A 13990-nucleotide genomic window follows, 5' to 3' on the forward strand; every position below is an offset into this window, starting at 1 on the left:
CCAGCCCACGATGAAAGACCATTCACCATACGGCGATTTGCAGGCGAAAGAAACACCGCGGGGCATGACCAGAAGCCCTCCCGGGCCCCGCTCCATCATCCCCCCTCGCCGTTGTCCTCTCCTGCCGGTTCGCGCTCGCCGTGCCAGGCGACGGCCACGCCGTTGGGATATCGCAGATCGATGTAGCGGATATGCGACGCCAGGCTACCGAGCTCGCGCTGCCAGGCGGCAGCGAAACGCCCCAGACGCACCTCGCGGTCATTGCGCCCGAGCATCACCCAGATCCCGCTGTTCAGCTGCAAGCGCCAGGCCCCGCGCGGCTCGAGTCGCAACTGCTCGGGGGTGAGCCCCAGGGGCATCAGCTGCCGTGACAGCGCATCATGGTAAGCCAGCACCTCGGCCCCGCTGCCGGCAGGGCCGGCCAGGTCCGGCAAGTCGCCGGGCGGCGACAGGGGGGCAAAGTCGAAGGGCTCGCCCCGCGGGTTGAGGAGACGATCGTCGTTCCAGCGTGCCACCGGCACCTCCTCGACCAGTTGGAAGGTCAGGGCATTGGGCCACTCGCGCCGCACCCGGACCTCATTTAGCCAGCCGATGTCCCGCGCCCGGTCACGCAGGGTCTCCAGATCCACCGACAGCCAGGTGCGACCCTGCAGCAGAGGGGCCAGCCGGGCGCGAAGGTAGTCGGCGCTGACATGCTCGAGTTGCCCCCGGATCGACACGCGCTCGATCGGGCGGTCGAGCCACAGCCACAGCGCCCGGCCCCCCGCGCCCAGCACCAGGGCCAGCAGCAGCAGCCCGACCCACGTTCCTCGCCTCGCCATGGACTAGCGTGACTCCCCAACGGTCTCGAGAATCTGCAAGACTAGGGCATCGAAGTCGATGCCGGCATGGGCCGCCGCCTGCGGTACCAGGCTATGATCGGTCATCCCCGGGACGGTATTGACCTCCAGTAGCCAGAAGCGACCGTCGGCGTCGCGGATCACGTCCACACGGCCCCAGCCGCTGGCGCCGATGGCCTCGAATGCCTCCCGGCTGAGCGTGGCCAGCAACGCCTCGTCCTCGCCGGACAGCCCGCAGGGCAGATGGTAGCGGGTGTCGTTGGACATGTACTTGGCCTGATAGTCATAGAAGCCACCGGGCACCTCCACGCGGATCGCCGGCAACGCCCTGTCGCCAAGCAGCGACAGCGTATACTCCTCGCCATGTACGAAGCGCTCGGCCATCACCCGGGTGTCGAAGCGCGCCGCGTCGCGATAGGCCGCCTCCAGGGTATCGCGACTGTCGACGATGCTGATGCCCAGGGTCGATCCCTCGTGGACCGGCTTGACGATCAACGGCAGCCCCAGGCGCTCGACCACTCTGGCCCAGTCGGCATCCGGGCCGAGCATCACGCTCTCCGGGGTCGGCAGGCCCAGGGCCTGCCACACCAGTTTGGTACGCTGCTTATCCATGCCCAGCGCCGAAGCGAGTACGCCGCTGCCGGTGTAGGGAATGCCGAGCAGCTCCAGCGCGCCCTGCAGGGTGCCGTCCTCTCCACCGCGGCCATGCAGGGCGATGAAGACCCGGTCCGGCGCCAGCGCCTCGAGGCCCGCCAGGCCGCGTTCGGCGGGATCATAGCCGACGACATCCACGCCACCGCGCTCGAGCGCCGCGAGCACCGCCGCGCCGCTCTTGAGCGAAACCTCCCGCTCGGCGGAGCGGCCGCCGAACAGCACCACTACCCGGCCGAGCTTCGTCATCTCGGTCATCACAATGCCACCTCGTCGAGCTCCAGCGACGCCTCTGCCAGGCGCAGGGCAATGCCCCCTACGTCCCCGGCCCCCTGGGTGATCAGGATATCACCGGGGCGCAGCACCTTGGCCAGCAGCCCCGGCAGTTCGCTCTTGTCCTGGACGAAGATCGGGTCTACCTCGCCACGCTGGCGAATGGAACCGGCCAGAGTGCGCCCGTCGGCGCCGGGAATCGGCGATTCACCGGCACTGTAGACATCAAGCAACAGCAACACATCGACCCCGGCCAGGACGCGCACGAAGTCTTCATAGAGATCCCGGGTCCGGGAAAAGCGATGCGGCTGGTAGACCATCACCAGGCGTCGGTCAGGCCAGCCGTCCCGCACCGCCTGGATCACCACTTCCACCTCGCGGGGATGGTGGCCGTAGTCGTCGACTAGCATGACCTCGCCAGCGCCACCCGGTGCCGCGTAGGTCCCCTGAACCTGAAAGCGGCGACCGACCCCGGCGAAGTTCGCCAGGCCACGCAGGATCGCGTCGTCCTCGAGACCAGCGTCACTGGCCACGGCGATCGCGGCCAAGGCATTGAGGGCATTGTGACGCCCGGGCATGGCCAGACGCACCGACAGCGGTGCCAGGCCATCCGGCCGCAGCGCCGTGAAGTGGACCTCGCCGCCCTGCTGCTCGAAGCCCTGGATCCGGTAGTCGGCATCCTCGCTGAACCCGTAGGTCACGAACTGCCGGTGGACTCGACCCAACAAGCCGCGCACGTTGGCATCATCCAGGCACAGGATGGCCAGGCCATAGAACGGCAGGTTGTGCAGGAATTCGACGAAGGTACTCTTGAGCCGCTCGAAATCCCCCCCGTAGGTGGTCATGTGATCGGCATCGATGTTGGTGACGATGGCCACCATAGGCTGCAGGTGAAGGAAGGAAGCATCCGACTCGTCGGCCTCGGCGACCAGGTAGTCCCCCTCCCCCAGACGGGCATTGGTGCCGGCACTGGTGAGCCGGCCGCCAATCACGAAGGTGGGATCGAGCCCGCCCTCGCCAAGCAGGGTGGCCGTCAGGCTGGTCGTGGTCGTCTTGCCATGGGTGCCGGCCACGGCGATCCCATGGCGAAAGCGCATCAGTTCGGCGAGCATCTCGGCGCGGCGCACCACCGGCACACGACGTTCATGGGCCTCGTGAATCTCCGGGTTGGCCTCATCCACCGCGGTGGAGACCACCACCACGTCGGCGTCACGAGCATTCTCGGCGGCATGTCCGATCGTCACCCGGATGCCGCAACTGCGCAGCCGCGCCACCACGGAGGACTCCTTCAGGTCGCTCCCGCTGACAACATAGCCCTGATTGGCCAGCACTTCGGCAATACCGCACATGCCGGCCCCCCCGATGCCCACGAAATGGATCCTCCGGGTACGCCGCATGCCCAGGCCCCGGCCGTGGCGCGGGGCAATGGCCTGACCGGGAACCGGTCCAAGAGTGTCATCGCTCAAAACCTGTCTCCATGCAACCGGCCACCAGGCGCTCGACGGCCTCGAGGTGTGCACCCCACCGGGCCTGCACCGCCATGGTGGCGAGAGTGTCGGGGTCGAGCAGCGCCTCGAGCCGGTCGGCCAGTGACGCTGCGGTCATGTCATGCTGTGGCAGTAGCTGCGCACCACCGGCCTCCACCATCGCCTGGGCATTGGCCGTCTGGTGATCATCCACCGCATGGGGGTAGGGCACGAAGAGCGCCGGCTTGGCCGCCGCGGCCAGCTCGGCCACGGTCAGAGCTCCCGCCCGGCATACCACCAGGTCCGCCCACTCATAGGCCTCGGCCATGTCGTCGATAAAGGCGGATACGTCCGCGTCGACGCCATGACGATGATATCCCTCACGGGTCGCCGCCTCCTTGTCGCGGCCAGCCTGGTGATGCACCTGAGGCCGGCGGTCGTCGGGCAGGCGGGCCAGTGCCTCGGGCAAGGTGTTATTGAGAGCCAGCGCCCCCAGCGACCCGCCGACCACCAGCAGGCGCAGTGGGCGCGCTATCATCTCGTCAGCACCCCGGGGGCGCTCGCCGAGGGCGGCGATCTCGCCGCGCACCGGGTTACCGATCACCTCGGCACGGCCCGGGAAGGCCTGGGGAAAGGCGGCGTAGCGGCGCCGGGCGAGGCGCGCCAGCAGGCGATTGGTCAGCCCGGCCACGGCGTTCTGTTCGTGGATCACCAGCGGCCGGCGCATCAGCCAGGCGGCCAGCCCGCCGGGGCCGCTGGCGAAGCCCCCGAGCCCCACCACCAGACCGGGATCGACAGCGCGGATCACCCGGTGAGCCTGCCAGACGGCCCGCACCAGGTTCAGCGGTGCCTTGAGCCAGCCCGCCAGACCATTGCCGCGCAGCCCGCTCACGGCGATGCGGTGCAGGGGAAGGCCGGCCTCCGGGACCAGGCGGTTCTCGATGCCGCGTGGGCTGCCCAGCCACTCCACCTCGACACCGGCCGCGGCGAGGCCCCTCGCCAGCGACAGCGCCGGAATGACATGCCCCCCCGTGCCGCCGGCCATGATCAGGGCGCGGCGTTCCTCGCCTATCTTCATCCCTTGGCTCCCTGCTCGGTCATGGGTCGGGCGGCGCGTGATGCCTCGGGTGAAGTGCGTCGTTGCCGCCGGCGCGTCTCGACATCGGCCCGCAGCAGCAAGGCCATCATCATGGCACTGATCACCAGACTCGAGCCGCCATAGCTGAGCAGCGGCAGGGTCAGGCCCTTGGTCGGCAGCATGCCGGTGTTCACGGCGATGTTGATGAAGGCCTGCGCGCCGATGACCAGGGCGATGCCGTAGCTCAGGTAGGCGGCGAAGACCAGGCCGGCCAGCTCGGCCCGACGCCCCACGGCCATGGCTCGCCAGACCAGCAGCGCGAAGAGGCCAATCACCGCGATGGCCCCTACCAGCCCCAGTTCCTCGGCCAGCACCGCGAAGACGAAGTCGGTATGGGCCTCGGGCAGGTAGAAGAGCTTCTGGACGCTGTTGCCGAGTCCCACCCCCAACCAGTGTCCCCGGCCGAAGGCGATGAGCGCCTGAGTCAGTTGATAGCCGCTGGCGAACTGGTCGGCCCAGGGGTCGGCGAAGCTGGTGAGGCGGGCCAGGCGATAGGGTTCGGCGATGGCGGCCACGGCCCCGAGCGCCCCCACCAGCAGCATCAGCAGCAAGAAGCGTCCCCAGGGGGCGCCCGCCATCAGCAGCATGCCCATCACGCAAGCGGTCATCACCACCACCGCCCCGTAGTCGGGCTCGAGGATCAGCAAGAGCGCCATCAGAGCCATCACCGCCAAGGGGCGCAGGAAGGCGCCCCACTCCCGGCGCACCTGGGGCAGGAAGCGCTCTAGGTAACCGGCCAGGTAGACGATCAGACAGAGCTTGGCGACCTCCGAGGCCTGCAGGTTGAACGGCACCCCCGGCACGGAGAGCCAGCGCCGACTACCGTTCACCTCATGCCCCACCACCAGCACCAGGGCCAGCAGCGCCAGGCCAAGCAGCAGCAGCAGCGGCCCGTTGACCTTCCACCAGGCCAGCGGCACCTGCAGGACCAGCAGCGCCACCCCCAGGGAGCCCGCCACGAAGACCCCATGGCGCAGGCTGAAGTGCCAGGCGTTGCCGGTAAGGCTAGAGGCCACCTCGGTGGAGGCCGAGGTGACCATGACCCAGCCCATCAGCAACAGCGCCAGTGCCGCCACCGCCAACCAGCCGTCGAAGGGCTGCTCGGCGGTGGACAGGCGCCGACGGAGGCGAGACAGTCGACTCATGCTGGTCTCCCGCTCGCCAGGCGCGAGACCCCGCGGCGGAAGGCCTCGCCACGCGCCTGATAGTCGCGGAACTGATCGAGACTGGCACAGGCTGGCGAAAGCAGCACACAGTCTCCGGGACGGGCGATCGCCGCGGCCCGGGCCATGGCCTGCGCAAGATCCGTCACTCGGGTCACGGCCACCTGGCCCCTCAGCGCCGCCTCGAGACGAGCGGCATCCCGGCCGAAGAGCACCGCCTCGCGGCCGTGGCGAGCCAGCGGCTCGGCCAACGGGGAGAAGTCGGCGCCCTTGCCCACGCCCCCGGCCAACAGGATCAGCCGGCCGGCGAGTGTCGGCCCCAGTCCGGCGATGGCCGCCAGGGTCGCCCCCACGTTGGTCCCCTTGGAGTCGTTGATCCAGCGCACGCCATCGCGCTCGGCCACCAGCTCACCGCGGTGGGGCAGGCCGGCGAAACGCGTGAGCACGCGACGCATGGCGGGAAGCCCAAGCCCCAGGCGATGGCCCATGGCCAGGGCCGCCAAGGCATTGGCCTGGTTATGGCGACCCGGCAGGCGTACCGCCTCGGCCGGCATCAGCGGGCGTGTGCCGTGCATCAGCCAGGCCTTGGGGCCCTCGCCGCCGTCATGGTCGGCGATCCCCCACTCTTCCCCTTTCGGGGCCCGGGTCGTGAAGCGGTCCAGGGCCGGCAGCGGCTCGGCCGGCCAGGTGGCCGGGTCGTCGGCATTGACCACGCCGTGCCGTGCGCCCCGGAAGATGCCCAGCTTGGCGGCGCGATAGCCGGCCATGTTCCCATGACGGTCGAGATGATCCTCGGACAGGTTGAGGAAGGCGCCGGTCTCGGCCCCCAGCCAGGGGGTGGTCTCGAGCTGAAAGCTCGACAGCTCGAGCACGAAGAGCTCGGCGTCGGGCTGCTCGGCGAGCAGGTCCAGGGCAGGGGTGCCGAGGTTGCCGCCCACCGCCACGCGCAGGCCGGCTTCGCGAGCCATCTCGCCGAGCAGGGTGGTCACGGTGGACTTGGCGTTGGCCCCGGTGATCGCCGCAATCGGTGCCTGGGCCGCCCGGATGAAGAGCGCGATCTCGCCCACCAGGCGCGGCTCGTCGTTCTCGCCAGTATGCCCGGCCAGGGTGTCGAGTCCCGGCGTACGCGGATCCACCCCGGGACTCACCACCACCTCCCGGGCCTCGCTGAGGTCGAGGTCGGTAAGCGAGCCCCCATGCACCGCGATGTCGGGATAGGCGGCACGGAAGTCGGCCAGCCCCGGGGGCTCGATCCGGGTATCGGCGACCATGAAGGGCTGGCCGAGTCGGCTCAGGTGGCGACAGATCGCCCGCCCCGATACCCCGAGGCCGACCACCAGCGTGACTCCCTTCGGCACCTTGATCATGGCGGCTCCTTGCGTAGGTGGCGTGGTATCAGCGGACCTTGAGCGTGGCCAGGCCGATCAGCACCAGCACCACGGTAATGATCCAGAAGCGCACGATGACTCGCGGCTCCGGCCAGCCCTTGAGCTCGTAGTGGTGGTGCAGCGGCGCCATGCGGAAGATGCGTCGGCCGGTCAGCTTGTAGGAGCCCACCTGCAGGATCACCGACACGGTCTCCATGACGAAGATGCCACCCATGATGAACAGCACGATCTCCTGGCGTACGATCACCGCTACCACGCCCAGCGCCGCGCCCAGGGCCAGGGCCCCGACATCGCCCATGAAGACCTGGGCGGGATAGGTGTTGAACCACAAAAAGCCGAGCCCCGCCCCGGCAATGGTGGCACAGAATACCGCCAGTTCACCGGCCCCGACGACCAGGGGAATCTGCAGGTAGTCGGCGAAGACCACGTTGCCGCTGGCGTAGGCGAACACCGCCAGCCCCATGGCCACTAGCACGGTGGGCATGATGGCCAGGCCATCGAGGCCGTCGGTCAAGTTCACCGCGTTGGAGCTGCCGACGATCACGAAGTAGCTGAGCACGATGTAGAAGACCCCCAGTGGCAGCACGAACTCCTTGAACAGCGGTACGATCAGGCTGGTCTCCACCGGGGATGCCGCGGTGACATACAGCACCCCGGCCGCTGCCAGGCCGATCACCGATTGCCAGAAATACTTCCAGCGGGCGGGCAGGCCGCGCGGGTTCTTCTCCACCACCTTGCGATAGTCGTCGACCCAGCCGATGGCGCCGAAGCCCAGGGTCACCGCCAGCACCACCCACACATAGTGGTTGGTCAAGTCCCCCCACAGCAGGGTGCTGACCGCGATGGCCATGAGGATCATCGCCCCGCCCATGGTTGGGGTCCCCGCCTTGGAAAGGTGCGACTGCGGGCCGTCGTCGCGCACGGCCTGGCCGATCTGGCGCTCCACCAGGCGGCGGATCACCACCGGCCCCAGCCACAGGCAGAGCACCAGGGACGTCAGGGTCCCGAGGATCATCCTCAGGGTGAGATAGTCGAAGACACGAAAGGCGCTCTGGAACTGCGCCAGGAAATCAGCCAGAAAAAGCAGCATGTAGTGCGTTACCTTGATGCAGCCGGGCGCAGTGCCGCCACCACGGCTTCCATGCCGGCACTGCGCGAGCCTTTGACCAGCACGCTGGTTCCCGGCGGCAGATGATGGAGGACGTGGCGCATCAGCGCTTCCCGATCGTCGAAATGGCACCCGGATCCGCCGAAGGCGCGGCTGGCCGGCCGGGCCGGCTCGCCGAAGGTGCCGAGAAAGTCGATGCCCAGTTCCCGTGCATAATGCCCGACCTCGGCATGCAGCCGCGCGGACGCCTCACCCAGTTCGCCCATGGCCCCCAGCAGGCACCAGCGTGGCCCCGGCAACGAGGCCAGCACCTCGAGCGCCGCCTTCACCGCACCAGGATTGGCGTTATAGCTATCGTCCAGCAGGCGGGTTCCGTGGCGGCCATCCACCAGGCTGAGGCGCCCCGGCATCGCCGCGACCGTCTCGAGCCCGGCCAGCACGTCCGCCGTGTCGAGCCCCATGGCCAGCGCCGCCCCTGCCGCGGCCAGGGCATTGGCCACGTTGTGACGTCCGAGCAGGGCCAACTGGACACGCCCGAGCGCTCGGCCGTCCAGGACAAGCCTGAAAGCATAGCGCCCGACGCCGTCGCCGACCAGTGTCTCGGCGCGCAGACGGGCCTCACGGGCGAAGCCGAAATCGAGTACCTGCCGGGGCGCGGCAAGGCGCGCCCAGCTGGCGAAATAGCGATCGTCGCGATTGAGCACCGCCACCCCGTCGTCGGGCAGCGATGCCAGGATCTCTGCCTTGGCCTGGGCGATCCGACCCGGGCTCCCAAACTCCCCGACATGCGCCCCGGTGACATTGGTGATCACTGCGACCTGCGGCTCGGCCAGCGCCGCGGTCCAGGCGATCTCGCCGAGATGGTTGGCCCCGAGCTCCACCACCGCCTGGCGATGGTGGGCCGCCAACTCGAGCAGGGTGAGCGGCGCGCCGATATCGTTGTTGAGGTTGCCTCGGGTGGCCAGCGTCGCCCCACGGCGGGCCAGCAGCGTGGCCAGCATCTGCTTGACCGTGGTCTTGCCGCTGTTGCCGGTGACGGCCACCAGGGGCCCGCCCCAGGCACGCCGCCGCGCCCGGCCCAGCAGGCCCAGCGCCAGCCGGGTATCGGTCACTTTGAGCTGGGGCAGCGGATCCTCCACGCGGCGCTCCACCAGCGCCGCCACGGCGCCCGCCTCCCGGGCCTGGGCGATGAAGTCGTGGGCATCGAAACGCGTCCCTGCCAGGGCCACGAACAACGCCCCCGGAGAGAGCCGGCGGGTATCGGTGACGATCTCCCCCACCGGCGCGTCGATGACCGGAGCGGCCACGCCCAGCGCCCTTGCCACCTCGGCCAGCGAGTCCAGGCCGACAACGCTCATGGGGCACTCCCCGTCGCCCGCGCCGCCAGGGCGGCCTCGGCCTCGGCGCGGTCCGAGAAGGGATGGCGCCTACCATCGATTTCCTGATAGGTCTCATGCCCCTTGCCGGCGATGAGGATAATGTCGTCAGCCTTGGCCTCCCGAATGGCCTCATGGATCGCCCTCGCCCTACCCTCGGCGTCGACGGCCGATGCCCGGGCGGCCTCGGAGAGCCCGGCCAGGATCTGCTCGCGGATCGCCGCCGGCGCCTCGCCGCGGGGGTTGTCATCGGTGACCACCAGGCAATCGGCATGGCGCTCGGCGACCGCGGCCATCAACGGCCGCTTGCCGCGGTCGCGATCGCCGCCGCAGCCGAACAGGCACCATAGGCGACCACTGCCGGACCGGTGGGCCTTCAGGGCGACAAGGGCGTTCTCCAACGCATCCGGCGTATGGGCATAGTCGATGACCACCGTGGGCCCCGCCCCGGCGGCCAGGGCCTGCATGCGCCCGGGCACCGGGGCGAGCTTGGCCGCGGCGACGAATAGCGCCTCGAGGTCGGCACCGAGGCCGTAGAGGGTCGCCATGGCCAACAGCACATTGGTGAGGTTGAAGCGCCCCATCAGCGGCAGCTCGAGCACCCGCTCCCCCTCCGGGGTCGCGACCAGCGCGCGTTGGCCTTCGGCATGGGGCACCCAGTCGACCACCCGCAGGGTCACGGCCTCGCCCTCGCCCACCGCGAGCACGCGGACATCGGCCGTCAGGCCGGCCAGCATCAGTCGGGCCAGGGGATCATCAGCATTGACCACCGCCAGATCCAGCTCCGGACGACGGAAGAGACGCGCCTTGGCCGCGGCATAGGCCGCCATGCTGCCGTGGTAGTCGAGGTGGTCGCGACTCAGGTTGGTGAAGACGGCGGCCTGGAGCCGGCAACCGTCGAGCCGGCCCTGCTCCAGGGCATGGGACGAGACCTCCATGGCCACCCGGGTGATCCCCTCATTGGCCAGTGCGCCGAGCGAAGCCTGCAGCGCCAGCGGCCCGGGGGTGGTCAGCTCCCCCGGGTGCAGGGCCCCCGGCCGCCCGTGGCCGAGGGTACCGACCATGCCGGCATCCCGGCCCAGTGCCTGGCTGAGCGCCGCGATATAGTGGGTCACCGAGCTCTTGCCGTTGGTGCCGGTGACGCCGATCAGCTCCAGCCCTTCCGACACCGCGAAGGCCCGGTGTCCCAGCTCACCGAGCCGCTCGCGCAGGGCCGGCAACCAGCATACTCGGGCGTCATCGACCGTACGCGGCCCTTCGTCGTGGGCCAGCACCAAGGCCGCCCCCGCCGCCAGTGCGGCAGGGATGAAGGCCCGCCCGTCGCTCGCCACGCCCGGCACGGCCACGAACACAGCCCCGGCGGCCACCCGGCGACTGTCGACGACGAGCCGGACGGGGTCATCGAGGGTCACCTCCAGCGGCGAGACGGCGAAGCCGGGCCAGAGTGCAGCCAGGGCGGCCTGGAGTCGTGAGGGGCTCAGCAGCATGATGGCACCTGTGGTAGATGGCGATGACGTCGTCGCATGGCTCACTTCTCCCGCCGGTCCGGGGGCACATCCAGCAAGCGCAGGGCATTGCCGGCGACTCGCGAGAACACCGGCGCGGCCACGGCGCCTCCATAGTAATCATCGCCGCGGGGCCGGTCGATCATCACCACCGTCACGATGCGCGGGTTGGACACCGGCACGATCCCCACGAACAGGCTGCGATAGGCGCGCTCCCGGTAGCCGCCACCGGCGGAGGTCTTGCGCACGGTGCCGGTCTTGCCGGCGACGCTGTAGCCAGGCACTTCGGCCCGACGCGCGCCCGTCTCCGGCCCCACCACCTGGTCCATCATCTCGAGCACCCGGTCGGCGACTGCGGGCCGGATCACGGTATCACCGGCGGGCACCCGATCGAGCTTGAGCAGCGACGGGGGCAAGCGCCGCCCCTGGTTGGCGATGGCGGTATAGGCACTGGCCAGCTGCAGGGCCGAGACGGACAGGCCGTAGCCGTAGGAGAGCGCCGCCCATTGGCTACTCGACCAGCGCACCGGCGCCGGCAGGCTGCCGGCCGCCTCGCCGGGAAAGCCCAGCCCCGGGGCCTGGCCCAGTCCCAACTCACGATAGGTGGCCGGAATGATCGGGTCGTCGAGGCGCAGCGCCAGCTTGGACATGCCGATGTTGGAGGACTTCTCGAGGATGCCGGCCAGGCTGAGCTCACCGTAGTTGCGAATATCCTTGATGGTGAAGCGGTCGATGACCATCCAGCCCGGCGAGGTGTCGACCACGGTACCGAGCGGCAGCTCACCGGTCTCGAGCATGGCGGCCATGGCCAGCGGCTTCACCACCGACCCCGGCTCGTAGACATCGACGATGGCACGGTTGCGCAACCCGGCCGGATCGAGGCCCGCCCGGTCATTGGGGTTGTAGGAGGGCTGGTTGGCCATCGCCAGCACCTCGCCGGTGCGGGCATCCATCATCACCAGCACCCCACCATCGGCATCATGCTCGGCCACCGCGGCCTTGAGCTCACGGTAGGCCATGAACTGCAGGCGCTGGTCCAGCGCCAAGGTGAGATCCCCGCCAGGCTGCGCCTCGCGCAGCAGGGCCAGCTCGCGTACCAGGCGTCCGCGGCGGTCCTTGAGCACGCGGCGCTGACCGAGGGTGCCGGCCAGATAGGACTGATAGGCCAGCTCCAGGCCTTCCTGTCCCTGGTCATCGACGTTGGTCACCCCGATCAACTGCGCCGATACCTCACCCGCCGGGTAGTAGCGCTTGTACTCCTCCTGGACGTGGACGCCGGGGATGCGCAGGTCGAGCACCTCCCGGGCCGCTTTCGGCGTCATGCGGCGGCGCAAGTACATGAATTCACGCTCGGCATAGCGCGCAATGCGTGCATTGAGCGCCTCCAGCTCCTGGCCCAGCGCGCGGGCCAGCATCAGGCGCTGGATGTCATCCTGGGGGAGGTCCTGGGGATTGGCCCAGAGGGTCATCACCGGCGTCGAGATCGCCAGTGGCTCGCCATGGCGATCGGTGATCATGCCGCGGTGGGCGGGAATCGGATCGACGCGCAGGGTCCGGGCATCGCCCTGGCCCTGGAGAAAGGAACGATCGAAGACATGCAGGTCGACGATGCGTCCCGCCAGCAGGGTCAGGCCGCCCACCACCAGCGCCATCATGACCACGTAGCGGGCACGCCCCATGGGCGTGGCGGGGCGTGCACGACGCGAGGTCACCCCACTGCGGGAACCGGTGCTCATGGGCGAACCACCTCGACTTCCTCGATGTCCGGCAGGCGCATCTCGAGACGTTCGGCCGCCAGGCGCTCGATGCGGGCGGGCGCGGCCCAGGCACTCTCCTCCAGCAGCAGCTGTCCCCATTCGGTCTGGAGTTGCTGATGCTCGGTCTGCAACTGCTGCAGCTGCGCATACTGGTTGCGCACCTGGTGGCTGGTGGCGATGACGGCCAGCGCCGAACCCAGGCACAGCAGCAGCAGCACGCCGTTGCCTAACAGTGCCAGGCGGAGGCGCCGACGCACCGGCCAGCCGACATCAGCAGTGGAGGTGTTTCGTCCCTGAACCATGGCGGGCCTCAGTAGCGCTTGCGTGCCGCGCGCATCACCGCGCTGCGAGCGCGGGGATTGGCCTCGACCTCTGTCGCTCCGGGACGGCGCGCCTTGCCCAGGGCCTCGAGGCGACGCAGGATCTGGTCGTCGCGCAGCGGCACCCCACGTGGTACCTGGGTATCGCCGCGCACGTGGTCGCGGATGAATCGCTTGACACGGCGATCCTCCAGGGAATGGAAGCTGATCACCACCAGGTGCCCACCCGGGGCCAGGGCCTCGAGGGCCGCCTCGAGCGCCGCACCCAGCTGCTCCAGCTCGCCGTTAACCTGGATGCGCAGCGCCTGGAAGGCCCGGGTCGCCGGGTGCTTGCCCTTCTCCCAGGCGGGATGGGCGGCCTTGATCACCTCGGCGAGGTCCGCGGTGCGGGTGAAGGGCCGCTCGCCGCGGCGCGCGACGATGGCCCTCGCCAGCCGGCGGGCGAAGCGTTCCTCGCCATAGGCCTTGAAGACCCGGGCGATCTCTCCCTCGTCGGCGCGGGCTAGCCAGGCGGCGGCACTCTCGCCTCGGGTCGGGTCCATGCGCATGTCCAGCGGGCCGTCGCGCAGGAAGCTGAAGCCGCGCGCCGGGTCGTCCAGTTGCGGTGAAGAAACGCCGACGTCCAGCAGCACCCCGGCGAGACGGCCGTGGAGGCCGTGATCGCGGGCGATATCGCCCAGCCGGGCGAAGTCGCCCTGCTCGATGGCGAAGCGAGGATCGGTGATGGTCGCCGCCGCGGCGATGGCCTGGGGATCGCGGTCGATGGCCAGCAGGCGTCCCTCGCGGGTCAGGCGCGCGAGGATGGCCCGGGAGTGGCCGCCGCGGCCGAAGGTGCCGTCGAGGTAGGCCCCGGCCCGATCATGCACCAGAGCATCGACCGCGCCGTCGAGCAGCACGCTGGCATGGCGAAAACCGCGGGGGGCGTGTTGAGTAGCGGATGTCGGCATGCACGTCTCGTCGGCGGCCAAGGGGCCGTGTCATGGAGGGTGGAGGTACCGTGAAAACG

The 13990-nt window shown here is 69.6% G+C and carries 12 protein-coding genes; all 12 read right to left on the reverse strand.

Annotated elements, in window-relative coordinates; translation table 11 throughout:
* Nucleotides 1-95 precede the first annotated feature (95 nt).
* From FHR94_RS14190 to rsmH, 12 genes are read right to left on the reverse strand one after another with little or no spacing between them, the layout of a single operon-like run.
* Entirely contained in the window at nt 96-821 is a 726-nt protein-coding gene (locus tag FHR94_RS14190) for a cell division protein FtsQ/DivIB (RefSeq protein WP_183326418.1), read from the reverse strand.
* A 3-nt stretch (nt 822-824) separates the two neighbouring features.
* Entirely contained in the window at nt 825-1748 is a 924-nt protein-coding gene (locus tag FHR94_RS14195; protein WP_246389971.1) for a D-alanine--D-alanine ligase, read from the reverse strand.
* The gene (gene murC / locus FHR94_RS14200; RefSeq protein ID WP_183326532.1) at nt 1748-3160 is read right to left on the reverse strand and encodes a UDP-N-acetylmuramate--L-alanine ligase; all 1413 of its coding nucleotides are present in this window, start codon (nt 3158-3160) and stop codon (nt 1748-1750) included. Before murC ends, FHR94_RS14195 begins: the two co-directional genes overlap by 1 nt.
* 58 nt (nt 3161-3218) lie before the next feature.
* A complete protein-coding gene (gene murG / locus FHR94_RS14205; protein WP_246389973.1) occupies nt 3219-4307 on the reverse strand; it encodes an undecaprenyldiphospho-muramoylpentapeptide beta-N-acetylglucosaminyltransferase in 1089 nt (362 codons plus the stop codon).
* Complete coding sequence (ftsW, locus tag FHR94_RS14210; RefSeq protein ID WP_183326420.1) at nt 4304-5512, reverse strand: putative lipid II flippase FtsW; 1209 nt, start codon at nt 5510-5512, stop codon at nt 4304-4306. The genes murG and ftsW overlap by 4 nt, the downstream gene beginning before the upstream one ends.
* The gene (gene murD / locus FHR94_RS14215; protein WP_183326424.1) at nt 5509-6897 is read right to left on the reverse strand and encodes a UDP-N-acetylmuramoyl-L-alanine--D-glutamate ligase; all 1389 of its coding nucleotides are present in this window, start codon (nt 6895-6897) and stop codon (nt 5509-5511) included. Before murD ends, ftsW begins: the two co-directional genes overlap by 4 nt.
* Nucleotides 6898-6925: 28 nt before the next feature.
* Nucleotides 6926-8008, reverse strand: a complete 1083-nt coding sequence (gene mraY, locus FHR94_RS14220) for a phospho-N-acetylmuramoyl-pentapeptide-transferase (protein WP_183326426.1) — start codon at nt 8006-8008, stop codon at nt 6926-6928.
* 8 nt (nt 8009-8016) lie between these two features.
* Entirely contained in the window at nt 8017-9384 is a 1368-nt protein-coding gene (locus FHR94_RS14225; protein WP_183326428.1) for a UDP-N-acetylmuramoyl-tripeptide--D-alanyl-D-alanine ligase, read from the reverse strand.
* Nucleotides 9381-10889 (reverse strand): UDP-N-acetylmuramoyl-L-alanyl-D-glutamate--2,6-diaminopimelate ligase, encoded by a 1509-nt coding sequence (locus FHR94_RS14230; protein ID WP_183326430.1) that lies wholly within the window; start codon nt 10887-10889, stop codon nt 9381-9383. Before FHR94_RS14230 ends, FHR94_RS14225 begins: the two co-directional genes overlap by 4 nt.
* A gap of 41 nt (nt 10890-10930) precedes the next feature.
* Nucleotides 10931-12643, reverse strand: coding sequence for a peptidoglycan D,D-transpeptidase FtsI family protein (locus FHR94_RS14235; RefSeq protein WP_183326432.1), 1713 nt, complete (start codon nt 12641-12643; stop codon nt 10931-10933).
* Nucleotides 12640-12966 carry a cell division protein FtsL gene (gene ftsL / locus FHR94_RS14240; RefSeq protein WP_183326434.1) on the reverse strand — a complete coding sequence of 109 codons (327 nt, stop codon included), beginning with the start codon at nt 12964-12966 and terminating at the stop codon, nt 12640-12642. Before ftsL ends, FHR94_RS14235 begins: the two co-directional genes overlap by 4 nt.
* Nucleotides 12967-12974: 8 nt before the next feature.
* Nucleotides 12975-13931: a 16S rRNA (cytosine(1402)-N(4))-methyltransferase RsmH gene (gene rsmH, locus FHR94_RS14245; RefSeq protein WP_183326436.1), complete on the reverse strand. Its 957-nt coding sequence runs from the start codon at nt 13929-13931 to the stop codon at nt 12975-12977.
* Nucleotides 13932-13990 lie beyond the last annotated feature (59 nt).

Source organism: Halomonas cerina (assembly GCF_014192215.1).
Taxonomy (GTDB): domain Bacteria; phylum Pseudomonadota; class Gammaproteobacteria; order Pseudomonadales; family Halomonadaceae; genus Halomonas; species Halomonas cerina.

Excerpts from the sequence above, each read along its gene's own strand:
- FHR94_RS14190 (WP_183326418.1), bottom strand. The coding sequence starts at position 821 with ATGGCGAGGCGAGGAACGTGGGTCGGGCTGCTGCTGCTGGCCCTGGTG.
- FHR94_RS14195 (WP_246389971.1), bottom strand. The coding sequence starts at position 1,748 with ATGACCGAGATGACGAAGCTCGGCCGGGTAGTGGTGCTGTTCGGCGGC.
- murC (WP_183326532.1), bottom strand. The coding sequence starts at position 3,160 with ATGCGGCGTACCCGGAGGATCCATTTCGTGGGCATCGGGGGGGCCGGC.
- murG (WP_246389973.1), bottom strand. The coding sequence starts at position 4,307 with ATGAAGATAGGCGAGGAACGCCGCGCCCTGATCATGGCCGGCGGCACG.
- ftsW (WP_183326420.1), bottom strand. The coding sequence starts at position 5,512 with ATGAGTCGACTGTCTCGCCTCCGTCGGCGCCTGTCCACCGCCGAGCAG.
- murD (WP_183326424.1), bottom strand. The coding sequence starts at position 6,897 with ATGATCAAGGTGCCGAAGGGAGTCACGCTGGTGGTCGGCCTCGGGGTA.
- mraY (WP_183326426.1), bottom strand. The coding sequence starts at position 8,008 with ATGCTGCTTTTTCTGGCTGATTTCCTGGCGCAGTTCCAGAGCGCCTTT.
- FHR94_RS14225 (WP_183326428.1), bottom strand. The coding sequence starts at position 9,384 with ATGAGCGTTGTCGGCCTGGACTCGCTGGCCGAGGTGGCAAGGGCGCTG.
- FHR94_RS14230 (WP_183326430.1), bottom strand. The coding sequence starts at position 10,889 with ATGCTGCTGAGCCCCTCACGACTCCAGGCCGCCCTGGCTGCACTCTGG.
- FHR94_RS14235 (WP_183326432.1), bottom strand. The coding sequence starts at position 12,643 with ATGAGCACCGGTTCCCGCAGTGGGGTGACCTCGCGTCGTGCACGCCCC.
- ftsL (WP_183326434.1), bottom strand. The coding sequence starts at position 12,966 with ATGGTTCAGGGACGAAACACCTCCACTGCTGATGTCGGCTGGCCGGTG.
- rsmH (WP_183326436.1), bottom strand. The coding sequence starts at position 13,931 with ATGCCGACATCCGCTACTCAACACGCCCCCCGCGGTTTTCGCCATGCC.